This window comes from Methylobacterium sp. E-012 (genome assembly GCF_057836545.1).
In genome coordinates this window covers 3656271-3670864 of record NZ_JBYQEY010000001.1, presented here as the reverse complement: position 1 = coordinate 3670864, position 14594 = coordinate 3656271, and the positions used below count along the sequence as shown (strand labels likewise).

Here is a 14594-nt window from a genome sequence, read left to right as displayed (position 1 = left end):
ATAGACACGTGTGTCTGTGAATTGAACTGAAAGTTAAAATCTATTTTTTCAAGCATTCATGTCTTGCAGACAGGTGCTGTTCAGATTGTTTTCCATACTGGCATCCGTGAGCGGATCCACGACGGCCGCTATCCTGTCTATGAGCTGGCGGACATGAATAAGTCAATATCATCCACGGCTTTCGCGCTTCTCTTCTGTCTTGGCGGATGTGGAAAGTCGGGCTTGACCAGCGAAGAGATCGAGAAGGCATTTCGATCCATGGCTCCTTTCAACGAGCGAACGTCGCCGGCCTTTCATGATTTCAAGGTCCGCCGGTGCGATGCCGTGACGGATGACAAGGTCTTCAACTGCGAATTTCAGTTTATGCAGATGGGCAGAACGGAGGTCGCGAAGGCGCAGTTCAGCCGCAGCCGTGACGGCTGGGCGATGGTCGATTTCGCCTCGATCGCCTCCTACAACGATTCGAAATAGAACCCGGACGGCCGGGACATCGACCCGCGCAGGACCGCGCCTGGGCCGGGGGATGCGCAGGCATCGCCGGCGAATCGTCCGGGGTCGGCGCCGGGCCCCGCGCCCGTTTCCCGGATCGCAGCGCGCACGGCGAAGCCGGGGAGCCCTACGCCCCGTGGGCCCGTGCCTCACGCTCGGGCTGGCCCGTGTCCCGCTGCGCCTTGTCCTCGCCGCGGGTCCGCCACAGGCTGTAGCCGACGCCCGCCGCCAGCAGCGCCAGCGTCACCACGAGGGAGACCCAAGGCGGGACCGCCACGAGGCCGAACGTGTCGGCGACCACGATCTTGGCGCCGATGAAGATCAGGATGAAGGCGAGCGCGGTCTTGAGATAGGCGAAGCGGTCGACCATCGCGGCCAGCGCGAAGTAGAGGGCGCGCAGCCCCAAGATCGCGAAGATGTTGGAGGTGTAGACCACGAAGGTGTCGGTGGTGATCGCGAAGATCGCCGGCACGCTGTCGACGGCGAAGATCACGTCGGCGCCGTTGACCAGCACCAGGGCGAGCGCCAGCGGCGTGAACCACAGGGCCCTGCGACCGGTCTTCGGATCGGTCCTGCGCACCGCGAAGCGCTGGCCGTGCAGGTCGGGCGTGACCCGGAAGGTCGTCTTGAACCAGCGCACGACGGCGCTGTTCTGGAAGTCACCCGCCTGTTCCTCGCCCGAGAGCAAGATCTTCAGCCCGGCGTAGATCAGGAAGGCGGCGAAGAACGAGAGCACCCAGTGCACCTGATGCACCAGGGCGGCGCCGAGCCCGATCATCAGGCCGCGCAGCAGCACGGCGGCCAGGATGCCCCAGAGCAGGACCCGGTGCTGGGCGGCGCGCGGCACGCCGAGAGCCGTGAGGATCATGGCGATGACGAAGACGTTGTCCATCGACAGCGACTTCTCGACCACGAGGCCGGTGACGTATTCCTCGCCCGCCTGGGAGCCGAGATACCACCAGACCCAGCCGCCGAAGGCGAGACCCAGGGCGAGGTAGAAGCCGGTGAGCAGGAGGCTCTCCCGGACGCCGATCTCGTGCTCCTTGTCCCGGTGCAGGAGGCCGAGGTCGAAGGCGAGCAGGCAGGCGATCAGGACGTGGAAGCCGAGCCACATCCACAACGGCTTGCCGAGCCATACGACGGTGAGGACGTCCATCATGCGCGGGACCTGATGCTGATTCCGAATGGAAAGCATCGGCTCCGACATCACGGGCGCTGAGAAGCGCCCGCCAGAGGGGCCCGCAGCCGATGGGGCCGAGGTAAGCGGTGATCCGGGCGAATCAAGGGCAGGCGCGGCGGCTGACGGCCGGGTGGAGCGCGCCCCGCCGAGGTGGAGACCGGTTCGGCGCCAGCGAGCCCGTCGCATCGCGGATCTGGCGCCGCCCGCGATCGGGGGGCGGATCTAGATCCGGAACGGGAGCGAGTGGCCGAAATTGGCCACCACGGCTTCGGCCGAGACGATCTGCTGGCCGTCGAAGAAGGCCTCCAGCGCCGCCCGGTCGTTGGGCATCGCGTGAAACTCCGCGACGATGTCGAGATAGCGATCCTCCAGGACGGTCGAGGACGGATCGAGGTTGGTGAGGCAGACCAATCCGGTCGGGGCGCAATCGACGAGGATCACCTTGAGATCCGGACGGTATTTCTGGATGATGGGGATGATCTTCCAGACATCACCCGTCCAGGCCGCCGCCCACGGACCGGGCGTCCGCCCCGGTGTATTGTTCTGCCGTTCGATCATCTCGCCGTCGAACGGCAGGCAGTCGTGGATGGTGATCAAGCCGGAGCGGCCGGACAACCGCTCGGTGTTGTACACGTCCCGAAGCAGGTATTCGAACAGATGCATGCCGTCCAGGAATGCGAAATCCAACGGTCCGGCGGACCGGACTTCGTCGGCGTGATCGCGGAAAAACCGATCGCTCGTCATCCGATAGAGGCGCAACGACTCCTTCCGCGCCGTCGGATCGACCGTCAAGGCGAACCCAGGATCGACGCCGAAAGCGGAGGGGACGGAGATCTTGGACAGATTGATCCCGTTTTGGACACCGATTTCCAGGTAGGTCCGTGCTTCCCGCTCGAGGACGAGCCGTGCGATGAAATCCTGGTAGAGCAGGCCAGTATAAGGGGAGTCCGTTATCTGTGCCATGGTCTATCGTTCCCCGTCGCGCCATCGATTCGGCTGGCGTCGAATGCTGTGCAGGATGTCCGCAAGCCTGGACTTGTCGAGAGCCTATCGAACTCTGTCGGCATACGCCTTCAGCAGGGCGCCGGTGTAGTTGAGAGCCGCCCCCTTGCAAAGCACGTTCTCGGCGAAGTGCGACCCGGCCGCCGCGATGGGCGCGTATAGGCCCGGGGACCGCCGCTCCTCCCGGACGATCGCGATGACCTGTTCCTCGCTGGTGATGTCCAACATGTTGCGGCCGTCGATCAGGCCGCTGGAGTAATGCAACAGGCAATCGCTTCTGTATTTCATCAGCACGCAGTTGCTCTTCAATATGATCGCCGGCCTGGAACAGGCCGCTCCATTGCCGTCGAGGGACAGCGCAAACTTGCCGCGGTAGGTAAAGTCCCAGTCGAGGGGGCCGGTGCCGAAACCTTCGGCGCGCATCAGGGCATCGGCCTCCGGATCGCATTGCACGACCGAGGTCAGCCTGAAGTCGGCCTCGGGGCGATCGGCGAAGAACCGCGCTGCGCGCAATCGGGGGAAGCGGGCCCCGCGCACCGCGTCCGCCGTGATGTGACCGCCGCCCGTGGTCGATCCGCAGAAGGTGGCCACCGGCGTCTTGTCCGCGTAGGCGCGGTGGTCTTGCGGAGCCGCCCCGAGATAGTCGAGGGCGATGAGGTCGACATCGGGTAGGAGCAGGTTGCGCTGGCCGGCCAACTTCTGAAACGAGAAGACGGGAAGCCCTTCATGGTCCGGCGCCTCATCCTGGATGTCGACCGCGATCAGCATGTCTCGCCGCGTGGGAAAGGCGCGGAACGTTTCGATCAATAGCCTCAGGTAGCAGTGAAATCTCGATACGTAACTGGGATGTACGAATACGTCCGCGGGCTTGTCGAGAAGGCTGACGGTATCGTCCGTTGCTTGGAACAGGCCGATGGACGGAGAAGTGTTCAATCGTTTCAGGCGATCATTCAGGTCGACGACGCCGAAGGAGGCATCCTGCCACGGCCGCATCTGATCCGCGACGAAGCTGCTCAGCAACGTGCCTGTATCAGGGGGAGATCGGCCGGTCATAACGCGCTCTTGAACCTAGACAATACGGGGCCTGCCATCGGCGGCCGCGAGATCGCAGACCATGCCGTCCCGATCGATCACCGGCGCCGATACGGCAACGGGCCGATGTCGATGATGGAAGCGGCGATGCAGGAGCGATCATCGCAGGCGAGGGCGCACCATAATGCATCCGCGATAGGCGGTACAGTCAAGCTCGTGGTCTCTGCCTCGCTGCCGTCGCGCGGCGTGCGATGCAAGCGCGTCGTCTCTGTCCCGGGGGCCGGCACCGCCGTTCGGGACGATGCGCCGGCTACGGCCCCACGCCATCCTGGCGGTGGGGAGGCCCGATCGGCTCGGCCGCGTCGCCCTCCGGATGCCCGCCCGCGGCCGGCCCGCCGCCCATCGTCGGCGAAGAGCGCTCGCCGAGCGGCCGCTCCTCCATCAGCGCCAGGAACGCGAAGGCCGCCAGGAGCCCGAGGCAGGCGGCCACGAACACGAAGCGGAACGTCAGGGCGAGGCGGGCCGGGTCGGCCCCGCGGATCAGGCTCTCCACGTCGTGGCCCCCGGACGTACCCGCGACGCCGCCCAGCACGATCGTGCCGAAGGCCGCCACGATCAGGGCTCCGCCGAGGGACCGAAAAAAATTCATCGACGCCGTGGCGATGCCGAGCTGGTGGCGCGTCACCGCGTTCTGGATCGCGATGGTGGAGAGCGGCAGGATCGTCCCGATCCCCATGGAGAGCAGCGCGAACAGCAGCTCCATCAGCCAGAAGGGCAGCGCCCGCCCCTGCCACGCGATGACGGCGCAGCAGGCGATGCTGAGGCTCATCATGGCGAGCGGCACGCGCTTGTAGTGCCGGAAGTAGATCATCGACCGGCCCGACAGCGTCGCGCCCGTGACGGTGCCGACCATCAGCGGCACCAGGGCCAGGCCGGATTCGCTCGCCGAGAGGCCGATCACCCCTTCGAGGAAGATCGGCACGTAGATGGTGAGCCCGATGAAGGTGCCCATGGCGAAGCAGGCGGCCAGCGTCGCACTGTAGACCACCTGGTTCCGCAGCACCTCGGTGGGGATCAGCGGCTCGGCCGCCGTGGCGAGCCGCGCCGCGAAGCCGCCGCCGAGCAGGAGGGCCAGGGCGAGGAGGCCGAGGACCGGCGCGGAACTCCACGGGTAGCGCACGCCGCCCCAGCTCAAGGCCAGCAGCAGGGCGATGGAGCCGGAGACCATCAGGGCGGCCCCGGGCCAGTCCAGCCGGTGCCGACGGTCGTGGCGCGGCAGGCGCTTCAGGTTGGCGTTGGTCAGCGCGAAGGCGAGGCAGCCGATCGGCAGGTTGATCCAGAAGATCAGCGACCAGTGCAGGTGCTCGGCGAAGAAGCCCCCGAGCAGCGGCCCGGCCACCGAGGCCGCCACGAACACGCCGGCGATCACCACCTGATAGCGCGCCCGCTCCTTGGGCGACATGATGTCGGCCAGGATGGTCTGCGCCAGCGCGATCAGCCCGCCGCCGCCGATGCCCTGGAGGCCCCTTGCCAGCGCCAGCGTCACCATCGTCGGCGCGAGCGCGCAGGCCAGCGACCCGAGCACGAAGGTCGCGATGGCGATCAGCAGCATGATCCGCCGGCCGTGGATGTCGGACAGCTTGCCGTAGAGCGGGGTCACCGCCGTGGAGGCCAGAAGGTAGGCGGTGACGATCCAGGGGAGGTTGGCGGCGTCGCCCAGCGCCAGCCCGATGGTCGGCATCGCGGTGGCCACGATGGTCTGGTCGAGGGCCGCGAGCAGCATCGCGGTCATCAGGCCGTAGACGATCGCCCGGATCTCGAGGGGACTGGGGCGGGCCTGCGCGGCGGAGGCGGCCGGCGTGGACGGGGCGGCGTCCGCTTCGGTCGCGGGGACGGTGGTGGAGAGCGCCACGGGTCGGAAGCCTCTTTCTGGTCCGCGCCGGACCGGCCGGCTGGACGGGAACGAGGTCGCAGCGTCACGGTTGCGCGGGCGATACGGCATTCGCTGCCAAACTGGACACCGGTTCGGCGCCAGCGAGCGCGTAACCACAGGGGCTTTAACGACGCGCAGCCCCGGATCCTACGCGGCCCGCGGCCCCCTGCCTTGTGCCTGAGACGGGGTGAAAGCTGTGCCGGTACGCTCCAGGTGTCCGGGCATGGCAGGCGCCGGAGCGAAGGGCTGCATTCGGCATCGGATCCGGATCGGCCCTGATTTGCCTCACGCGACGGCCGGCGCATAATTCGACGATGGCCGACATCATCTACCGTGCCGCGCGGGCGACCGACGCGCTGACCATCGCTGCGATCCACGTGGCCAGCTGGCGGGACGCCTATCGTTCACTCCTCGATCCGGTCTTTCTCGCCGGCCCTATCGAAGACGATCGCCGCTCCCATTGGCTCGGGAAATTCGACACGCCGTCCGCGAATTTCCTGGTGGATGTCGCCGCGACCGCCGATGGAAACCTTGTCGGCTTCGCCGCGACACACCGTGATCGCGATCCGCGCTGGGGCAGCTTGCTGGACAACCTGCACGTCCTTCCGGAGATGCGGGGCAGGAAGATCGGTGAGGCCCTGCTGCGCTCGGCGGCGCGCGCCCTTGCCTCTCGGCGGGCGGACGATGGCCTGCACCTCTGGGTTTTCGAGGCCAACGCGGCTGCCCTCCGGTTCTATACGCGTTTGGGCGGCCATGTCGTTGAACGGAAACTTTCGCAGGCCCCCATCGAAAACGACAGGATGATTCTGCGTGTTCATTGGCCGGCACTGTCGGACTTGCTTTAGAGCATCATCCCGAAAGGCGGTTTCCGGCTTTCGGGAAAAGTTGATGCAAAACTAAAGACCTAGCGCATCGTCCCGGTTCTGATATCCGGGACGACGCGCTGGAGATCGGGGCAGGCTCGCACGGCCACCCCAGCCAGACGGTCCGGCCTCGGAAGGCCGGCCGGCCGCGGCCCCATCTTGACAGACCCGCGCCGCCTGCCGCTCTCCAGGCGGATGCCCGACGACATCCATGACATCGCCCGAGAGGTGGCCATCGTGGGCGGCGGACCGGCCGGGCTGGCCGCGGCCGAGGTGCTGGCGCAGGCCGGCCACGCGGTCACGGTGTACGACCGGATGCCGTCGGTGGGCCGCAAGCTGCTGATCGCCGGGCGCGGCGGCCTCAACCTCACCCACAGCGAGCCCCGGGGGGCGTTCCTGTCCCGCTACCATCCGGCCGGCCACCTGGACGCCGCCATCGCGGCCTTCCCCCCGGAGGCCCTGCGGGACTGGTGCGCGGAACTCGGCGAGCCGACCTTCGTCGGCTCGAGCGGGCGGGTCTTTCCGCAGAGTTTCAAGGCCTCGCCCCTGCTGCGGGCCTGGCTGGCGCGGCTCGACCGGCTCGGGGTCCGGATCCGCACCCGCCACCGGCTCGCGGCGATCGCCGAGGCGCTGTCTTCCGCGGACCCGGGAGATCCCGATTCCGGGTCGGGATCGCCGCACCTGCAGCTCTATTTCGAGACGCCGGACGGCCCCCTCGTGGTCCGCCCCCGGGCCGCCCTCCTGGCCCTCGGCGGGGCGAGCTGGCCGCGGCTCGGCTCGGACGGGCGCTGGGTGCCGCTGCTGGAAGGGCTCGGCGTGGCGGTGGAGCCCCTGCGCCCGGCCAATGCCGGTTTCACCGTGGCGTGGTCCGCCCTGTTCCGGGCGCGCTTCGCCGGGGCGCCGCTCAAGCGGGTGGCGCTCGCCTGCGACGGCAAAGCCGTCCGGGGCGAGGCGGTGATCACCGCCGCCGGGATCGAGGGCGGGGCGGTCTACACCCTGTCGCGTCCCCTGCGCGAGGCGGTGGCGGCGCGGGGCCACGCCCGGCTGCTCGTGGACCTGCGCCCCGACCTGACCCGGGAAGCCCTCGCCCGCCGCCTCGCCGGCGCCCGACCCGGCGACTCGGCCGCGACCCGGCTGCGCAAGGCCGCGGGGCTCCCGCCCGTGGCGGCGGGCCTGCTGCGCGAGGCCGCCGGGGCCGCGCTCCCCGCGGAGCCCGAGGCGCTCGCCGGGCTGATCAAGGCCGCCCCGCTCACCCTCACCGGCTCCGCGCCGATCGACCGGGCGATCTCGACGGCGGGCGGGGTCCGGCTCGACGCCCTCGACGGGCGGTCGATGCTGCGCGCCCATCCCGGCCTGTTCCTGGCCGGGGAGATGCTCGACTGGGAGGCCCCGACCGGCGGCTACCTGCTCCAGGGCGCCTTCGCGGGCGGCCGGGCCGCCGCCGCCGGGCTGTGCGACTGGCTGCGCGCCGCCGGTGGCTGAGGCGCCGGCCTCACGGCCGCGCGCAGAACCCGACGATGCCCGCGGCCTCCGCCGGGCAGCCGGCGCCCTCCCCGTCATAGACCGGGGCGCCGGCCTTGAGGCAATGGGCCGTGACCAGCGTTTCTTCCGACGGACAGGTGATGGCGCAGCCGCCCGCGCAGTCGGACTTGCGCACGGCCCGGAGGGCGGACGCGCCGGCCTCGCCCCGGGGCCCTGCCCCGCCCGGTGATCCCGCCTGACCGCCGGGACCCGGCGGACCCTGAAGGCCCGGGGCGCCCGGATCGCCCTTCGGACCCGGCGCGCCCTGTGGGCCGACCGGACCGTTGGGGCCGGCCTCGCCCCGGGGTCCGACAGCCCCCTGCGGGCCGGTCTCGCCCTTGTCGCCCGCCTCGCCCTTGGCACCGGTCATCCCGGGCGGGCCCGCGGCGCCCTGGGGGCCGGGCGGTCCCTCGGGGGCGCAGTTGGCCACCACCGCCTCGCGCTCGTCCGGATCGGACTTGAGCGTCACCACGCAGGTCGCGGGCCGATAGGGGAGCCGGACGGTGAACCGCCCGCGCCGGTCGGCCTGGACCGAGATGTCGTCGTCCAGGACCACGATCGCCCCCGGCTTGCGCACCGAGCCCGAGATGCGCAGGTCGCCAGCCTCGATCCGGGCGTCATAGACCATGATCGGCTGGCTCGGGGCCTGCGCGTGCCGGGGCCGCGGCCTGGCCTGGCGCGGGGGCGCCTCGGAGGATGGGGCGGGGCCGGGATCCGGCGGCTGCTGCGCGAAGGCCGCCCCCGAGAGGGCGAGCAGGATCGTCAAGGCGAGGGCTGGGCGCATGCTCGGACCGTGTCGGCCGCGTCTGGTGCGGCACACGACTTGTGGTCCCGGGCCGCGGACCCGGTCAACCGTGGCTTTGGTCGCGGGCGGCCCGGCCGATTCCACAGGCGTCCACATCCATCCACAGGCCAAGCCGCTGAACCAGCGTCCGATTCCGCGACCCTGCGGAAACGGTTTGAAGATGTTCCTGTTATGTTCCTATCGTCCGGCATGATCGGAGCACGCGCAGATGGGGCTGGACCCTGCGAACCAGACCGGGCGGGATCCCGCTCCCGGCAGCCCCCGGGAGCAGCTGGCGGCCCTGCGGGTGCGCCTGGCGGGTCCCGGCGCCCCGGCGGCCCCGCGACCGGTCCTGCCGCTGGGCCTGACGGCGGTCGACGCGCATCTGCCCGGCGGCGGGCTGGCCCTCGGGCCGCCGCACGAGGTCGCCCCGGCCGAGCCTGCGGATGCGAGCGCGGCCCTGGGCTTCGCCCTGGCGCTCTGCGCCCTCCACCTCGCCCGCGCGCAGGGCGCGGCGCTGATCGCCGCTGCGCCGAACCAGCCCCTGCCCCACGGTCACGGCCTGGCCGGCCTCGGCCTCGATCCGGCCCGGCTGCTGCTCTTGGAGGCCGGCAGCGACGCGGAGGTGCTCCGCGCCCTGGAGGCGGCGCTCCACGCCCGGGCCCTGCCGGCGCTCGTCGGTCTGCTCGCGGACGGCCTGCCGCTGAAGCCGGGCCGGCGCCTGCAGCTCGCCGCCGAAGGGGGGGAAGGCGACGCGCCGCCGCTCCTGGTGATCCTGCGGCCCGCCGAGGCCGGGCTGCCCAACGGTGCCGCCACCCGCTGGCGGATCGCCTCGGCCCCGGCCGCCCGGGACCGGTTCGGCACCCTGGACAACCCGCGCTGGCGGGCGCGGCTCGAACGCTGCCGCAACGGGCGGGGCGGCGCCTGGCTTCTGGAGTGGGACCATGCCGCGCATCGTCTGCGTCTGCCTGAGCCACTGGCCCGTGACGCGGCTGCGGCGGGCCGGTCTCGCGCCTGATCAAGGCCCGCTCGCGGTGGCGGCCGAGGGGCCCGGCGGCCTGCGGCTCCTCGCCCTCGACCCGGAGGCCCGCGCCCTGGGCCTGCGGCCCGGCGAGCCCCTGGGCCGGGTCCGGGCGCGGATCGGCGTGCCGCTCCAGGTCCATCCCGCCGATCCCGACTCCGACCGGGCGGCCCTTCTGCGGCTCTGCCGCTGGGCGGAGGGCTACGCCCCCGGGGTGGCGCCGTTCGGGCCGGCCGAGGCGGCGGACGGGTTCTATGTCGACGTCGCCGGGGCGAGCCATTTGCGCGGCGGCGAGGGGCCCCTCGTGGACGACCTCGCCGGGCGCCTGGCGCGGTCAAAAATCCCCGCCCGGATCGCGCTCGCCGACACGCCCGGCGGCGCCTTCGCGCTGGCCCGCTACGGGGCCTCCGACCGGGTGATCGTACCCCCCGGCGGGGCCGCGGAGCCTCTGCGGGCGCTGCCCGTGGAGGCCCTGCGCCTCGATCCCGGCACGGTCTCGGGCCTGCGGCGGCTCGGCCTGCGCCGGGTCGGCGAGATCGACGCGCTCGCCCGGGGGCCGCTCGCCCGCCGCTTCGGCGAGGCGCTGCTGCTGCGCCTCGACCAGGCGATGGGCCGCCGGCCCGAGCCCCTGGCGCCGCTCACCGCGGAGGCCGCGTATCGGGCCGCCCGGGGCTTCCTCGACCCGATCGGCCGGCAATCGGACATCGTCGTCACCGCCCGGCTGCTGATGGCCGAGATCACCCCCCGGCTGGAGCGGGATGGGCTCGGCGCCTGCGCCCTGCGCCTCGTGCTGCACCGGGTCGACGGGGTGATGCGCGTCCTCGATCTCGGCCTGTCCCGGCCCGAGCGCTGCCCCGAGCGCGTCGCCGCCCTGGTGTCCCTGCGCCTCGACCGCCTCGGCGCCGGCCTCGATGCCGGCTTCGGCTTCGAGACCGTGGCGCTCGCCGTGACAATGACCGGCGCCCTGTCGGCCCGCCAGACGGAACTCGGGGCGGCGCCCCAAGGCGACGGTATCGACGCCCTCGCGGACGCCCTGGCGCAGCGCCTCGGCCGGCCGCTCCTGCGCCTCGGGGCGCGGGCGAGCCACATCCCGGAGCGGGCCGCCCAGCCCCTCCCCTGGACCCGCGCCCCGACATCCTGGCCGGATCACCTCCCGCCCCGGCCCCTGGTGCTGTTCCCCCGGAGCGAGGCCGCCCTCGACGTGCTGTCCACGGTGCCCGAGGGACCGCCCCGGCGCTTCCGCTGGCGCGCCCGGATCCACGCGATCGTCCATGCCGAGGGGCCGGAGCGGATCGCGGCCGAGTGGTGGCACGCGCCCGGCGCGGCCCGGGACTATTACCGGGTGGAGTGCGAGGCCGGCCGGCGGCTCTGGCTCTACCGCGACGGGCCGCACGCCCCCGGCCGCCCGGCCGCGTGGTTCGTCCACGGGGTGTTCGCGTGAGCCATCCCGCCTACGCCGAGCTCGCCCTCACCACGAATTTCTCGTTTTTGCGCGGCGCCTCGCATCCGCAGGAATACGTCGTGCAGGGGGCGGCCTACGGGCTCGCTGCGATCGGGATCGCCGACCGCAACACGGTCGCCGGGGTGGTGCGGGCGCATGCGGCGGCGCAGGCCCTCAAGGCGGAGGGTTTGACGATCCGCATCCTGCCGGGGGTGCGCCTCGTCACCAAGGACGGGTTCGAGGCCGTGACCTATCCCGCGGACCGGCAGGCCTGGGGCCGCCTGTGCCGGCTGCTCACCCGAGGGAACCGGCGCAGCCGCAAGGGGGCGTGCCAGTTCTCCTTCGCCGAGATGCTGGAGGCCGCCGAAGGACAGATGTTCATCGCTATCCCGCCGGGCCAGCGTCTGCGCCCCCCGGACGGTTTCTTGGGCCGGCTCGAAGCCCTGGCCGCGGCCGCCCCGGGCCGGACCTGGCTCGGGGCGAGCCACGCGCGGCGCGGCGACGAGCGGCGCCGCCTCGGCCTCCTCGCCGAGTTGGGCGAACGCTCCGGGGCGCCCATGGTGGCGGTCTCGGACGCGCTCTACCACCATCCCGACAGGCGCCCGCTCCAGGACGTGGTGGCCTGCATCCGTGAGCGCTGCCGGATCGGGGAGGCCGGCTACCGGCTGGAGGCCAATGCCGAGCGCCACCTGAAGTCGCCCGCCGAGATGGCCCGGCTGTTCGCCGACCATCCGGAGGCGCTCGCCCGCACGATGGAGATCGCCGAGAGCTGCGACTTCCACCTGTCGCAGCTGCACTACGAGTATCCCGACGAGCCGGTGCCCCCCGGGCGCACGCCCCAGGCATACCTGGAGGAGAAGACCTGGGAGCGGGCGGGCTGGCGCTATGCCGGCACCATCCCGGCCGCCGTCGAGGCGACGCTCCGCGAGGAACTGCAGCTCATCGCCCAGTTGGACTATGCCCGCTACTTCCTGACTCTGTTCGACCTGGTCGAGTTCGCCCGCGGCAAGGGCATCCTCTGTCAGGGCCGCGGCTCGGCGGCCAATTCCGCCGTGTGCTTCTGTCTCGGCATCACCGCCGTGGACCCGTCCAAGCACCGGCTGCTGTTCGCCCGGTTCATCTCGGAGAACCGGGGCGAGCCCCCCGACATCGACGTCGATTTCGAGCACGAACGCCGGGAGGAGGTGATCCAGCACCTCTACGACCGCTACGGGCGGGAGCGGGCCGCCCTCTGCGCCACGGTGATCCACTATCGCCCGCGCATGGCGATCCGCGAGGTCGGCAAGGTTCTGGGCCTCACTGAGGACGTGACCGCTTCGATCGCCGACACGGTCTGGGGCTCCTGGGGCAAGGACGTGCCGGACAAGCACGTGCGCGAGGCCGGCCTCGACCCCGACAACCCCGCGCTCCGGCAGGCGCTCGATCTCGCCCACCAGCTGATCGGCTTCCCCCGCCACCTGTCGCAGCATGTCGGCGGCTTCATCCTGACCCGCGGCCGCCTCGACGAGACCGTGCCGGTGGGCAACGGCGCCATGGCGGACCGGACCTTCATCGAGTGGGACAAGGACGACATCGACGCGATCGGCCTGATGAAGGTCGACGTGCTGGCGCTGGGCATGCTGACCTGCCTCAAGCGCGGCCTCGATTTTTTGGAGAAGGACCACGGCGCCTTCTACGAGACCCTGGCCGACCTGCCCCCGGAGGATCCCGAGACCTACGCGATGCTGGCGAAGGCCGATTCCGTCGGCGTGTTCCAGGTCGAGAGCCGGGCGCAGATGTCGATGCTGCCGCGCCTCAAGCCGAAGGAATTCTACGACCTCGTGGTCCAGGTCGCGATCGTGCGCCCCGGCCCGATCCAGGGCGACATGGTCCATCCCTACCTGCGGCGGCGCTCGGGGATCGACCCGGTGGTCTATCCGGCCCCGCATCCGGACCACGGGCCGGCGGACGAGCTGCACACGGTGCTGCACAAGACCTATGGGGTGCCGCTGTTCCAGGAACACGCGATGCAGATCGCCATCACGGCCGCCGGCTTCACCCCGGCCGAGGCCGACGGGTTGCGCCGGGCGATGGCGACCTTCCGGCATGTCGGCTCGATCGGCGGCTTCGAGCAAAAATTCGTGGGCGGGATGACGCGCCGCGGCTACCCGGCGGAGTTCGCCGAGCGCTGCTTCGCGCAGATCAAGGGCTTCTCCACCTACGGCTTCCCGGAGAGCCACGCGGCGAGCTTCGCGCTCCTGGTCTATGCCTCGGCCTGGATGAAGTGCCGGCACCCGGACGTGTTCCTGGCGGCGATCCTCAACGCCCAGCCGATGGGCTTCTACCAGCCGGCCCAGCTGGTGCGCGACGCCCGCGCCCACGGGGTCGAGGTGCGGGGTGTCTGCGTCAATGCCAGCGCCTGGGACTGCACCCTGGAGCCGGCCGGGGATCCGAAGCGGCACGCGGTGCGCCTCGGCCTGCGGCAGGTGAGCGGTCTGCCCGAGGCCGCCATGCACCGGCTCGTGCGGCTGCGGGCCAACGGCTATGCCAGCATCGAGGGCCTGCAGGCGGCCCTCGCCCTGCCCCGCAACGCCCTGGAGCGGCTCGCCGAGGCCGACGCGTTCCGGTCGCTCGGCCTCGACCGGCGCGCCGCCCTGTGGATGGTGCGCACCCTGGAGGGGACCTCGGCCCGCAGGGCGGCCAAGGCCGACGGCGCCGAGCGCCGCGGCCACCTGCTGGAGGCGCCCCTGCCGCTGTTCGCCTGGCACGCCGATGACGGCCTGTTCCGGCACGAGCCGGCGGTGGACCTGCCGTCGCTGCCGCTCTCCGAGGCGGTGGCCGAGGATTACGCCGCCACCGGCCTGTCGCTGCAGGGGCACCCGGTCGCCTTCTTCCGCGGCCGGCTCGCCCGGATCGGCGCGATCCCGGCCCGGGCCCATCTCGACCCGGCCCTGCCCCAGGGCGCCCGGGTCACGGTGGCGGGCCTCGTGCTGATCCGCCAGCGGCCGGGCACCGCCAAGGGCGTGGTCTTCCTGACCCTGGAGGACGAGACCGGCATCGCCAACGTGATCGTCTGGAAGACGGTGTTCGAGGCCAACCGCCGGGCCGCCATGCAGGCCCGGTTCCTCGCCGTGCGCGGCCGGGTGCAGCGGGCCGAGGGGGTGGTCCATCTGGTGGCCGAGGGATTCCGCGATCTCACCGAATCCCTGCGCGACCTGCGCGCGGCCGGGATGAAGCTGCCGCCCGAGACCACGGATTTCGGCGCGCCCCCGGACCGGCGGGTGTATCCGAGCCGGGATTTCCACTGAGGCCGGCCCGGATCGCCGCCGCGGACGCGCCGGCCCGCGCG

11 protein-coding genes are annotated in these 14594 nt (G+C 71.4%); 6 read left to right on the top strand and 5 right to left on the bottom strand.

The features are described from left to right. The first annotated feature begins 63 nt into the window (after positions 1-63). Positions 64-471: a hypothetical protein gene (locus AC3IF1_RS17795; RefSeq protein ID WP_489218688.1), complete on the top strand. Its 408-nt coding sequence runs from the start codon at positions 64-66 to the stop codon at positions 469-471. Between the two features lie 145 nt (positions 472-616). Here the strand turns inward: AC3IF1_RS17795 and AC3IF1_RS17790 are convergent, their stop codons facing one another. The 4 genes from AC3IF1_RS17790 to AC3IF1_RS17775 all read right to left on the bottom strand — a co-directional run bounded on the left by AC3IF1_RS17790 (position 617) and on the right by AC3IF1_RS17775 (position 5495). Next, complete coding sequence (locus tag AC3IF1_RS17790; protein WP_489218687.1) at positions 617-1648, bottom strand: TerC family protein; 1032 nt, start codon at positions 1646-1648, stop codon at positions 617-619. Between the two features lie 243 nt (positions 1649-1891). Further along, the gene (locus AC3IF1_RS17785; protein ID WP_489218686.1) at positions 1892-2632 is read right to left on the bottom strand and encodes a class I SAM-dependent methyltransferase; all 741 of its coding nucleotides are present in this window, start codon (positions 2630-2632) and stop codon (positions 1892-1894) included. Positions 2633-2716: 84 nt separating this feature from the next. After that, positions 2717-3691, bottom strand: a complete 975-nt coding sequence (locus AC3IF1_RS17780) for a hypothetical protein (RefSeq protein WP_489218685.1) — start codon at positions 3689-3691, stop codon at positions 2717-2719. A gap of 322 nt (positions 3692-4013) precedes the next feature. Beyond that, entirely contained in the window at positions 4014-5495 is a 1482-nt protein-coding gene (locus tag AC3IF1_RS17775) for an MDR family MFS transporter (RefSeq protein WP_489220412.1), read from the bottom strand. A 455-nt stretch (positions 5496-5950) separates the two neighbouring features. Here AC3IF1_RS17775 and AC3IF1_RS17770 point away from each other — a divergent pair, with 455 nt between their 5' ends. Both AC3IF1_RS17770 and AC3IF1_RS17765 read left to right on the top strand, forming a co-directional pair. Continuing rightward, complete coding sequence (locus AC3IF1_RS17770) at positions 5951-6481, top strand: GNAT family N-acetyltransferase (protein WP_489218684.1); 531 nt, start codon at positions 5951-5953, stop codon at positions 6479-6481. 213 nt (positions 6482-6694) lie between these two features. Next, positions 6695-7981 (top strand): BaiN/RdsA family NAD(P)/FAD-dependent oxidoreductase, encoded by a 1287-nt coding sequence (locus AC3IF1_RS17765; RefSeq protein WP_489218683.1) that lies wholly within the window; start codon positions 6695-6697, stop codon positions 7979-7981. 10 nt (positions 7982-7991) lie between these two features. Here AC3IF1_RS17765 and AC3IF1_RS17760 read toward each other — a convergent pair whose 3' ends face one another. Continuing rightward, complete coding sequence (locus tag AC3IF1_RS17760; RefSeq protein WP_489218682.1) at positions 7992-8804, bottom strand: collagen-like protein; 813 nt, start codon at positions 8802-8804, stop codon at positions 7992-7994. 229 nt (positions 8805-9033) lie between these two features. Between AC3IF1_RS17760 and AC3IF1_RS17755 the strand changes: the two genes are divergently transcribed. Genes AC3IF1_RS17755 through AC3IF1_RS17745 form a run of 3 tightly spaced genes read left to right on the top strand, consistent with a single transcriptional unit; the run spans position 9034 to position 14553 of the window. After that, on the top strand, positions 9034-9822 hold the full coding sequence (locus AC3IF1_RS17755; RefSeq protein WP_489218681.1) for an ImuA family protein: 789 nt from the start codon (positions 9034-9036) through the stop codon (positions 9820-9822). Then, complete coding sequence (locus tag AC3IF1_RS17750; RefSeq protein ID WP_489218680.1) at positions 9749-11266, top strand: Y-family DNA polymerase; 1518 nt, start codon at positions 9749-9751, stop codon at positions 11264-11266. The genes AC3IF1_RS17755 and AC3IF1_RS17750 overlap by 74 nt, the downstream gene beginning before the upstream one ends. After that, positions 11263-14553 (top strand): error-prone DNA polymerase, encoded by a 3291-nt coding sequence (locus AC3IF1_RS17745; RefSeq protein ID WP_489218679.1) that lies wholly within the window; start codon positions 11263-11265, stop codon positions 14551-14553. The genes AC3IF1_RS17750 and AC3IF1_RS17745 overlap by 4 nt, the downstream gene beginning before the upstream one ends. Positions 14554-14594 lie beyond the last annotated feature (41 nt).

Coding starts and splice junctions, on each gene's coding strand:
- AC3IF1_RS17790 (WP_489218687.1), bottom strand. CDS start 1,648: ATGATGGACGTCCTCACCGTCGTATGGCTCGGCAAGCCGTTGTGGATG.
- AC3IF1_RS17785 (WP_489218686.1), bottom strand. CDS start 2,632: ATGGCACAGATAACGGACTCCCCTTATACTGGCCTGCTCTACCAGGAT.
- AC3IF1_RS17775 (WP_489220412.1), bottom strand. CDS start 5,495: ATGACCGCGATGCTGCTCGCGGCCCTCGACCAGACCATCGTGGCCACC.
- AC3IF1_RS17770 (WP_489218684.1), top strand. CDS start 5,951: ATGGCCGACATCATCTACCGTGCCGCGCGGGCGACCGACGCGCTGACC.
- AC3IF1_RS17765 (WP_489218683.1), top strand. CDS start 6,695: ATGCCCGACGACATCCATGACATCGCCCGAGAGGTGGCCATCGTGGGC.
- AC3IF1_RS17760 (WP_489218682.1), bottom strand. CDS start 8,804: ATGCGCCCAGCCCTCGCCTTGACGATCCTGCTCGCCCTCTCGGGGGCG.
- AC3IF1_RS17755 (WP_489218681.1), top strand. CDS start 9,034: ATGGGGCTGGACCCTGCGAACCAGACCGGGCGGGATCCCGCTCCCGGC.
- AC3IF1_RS17750 (WP_489218680.1), top strand. CDS start 9,749: ATGCCGCGCATCGTCTGCGTCTGCCTGAGCCACTGGCCCGTGACGCGG.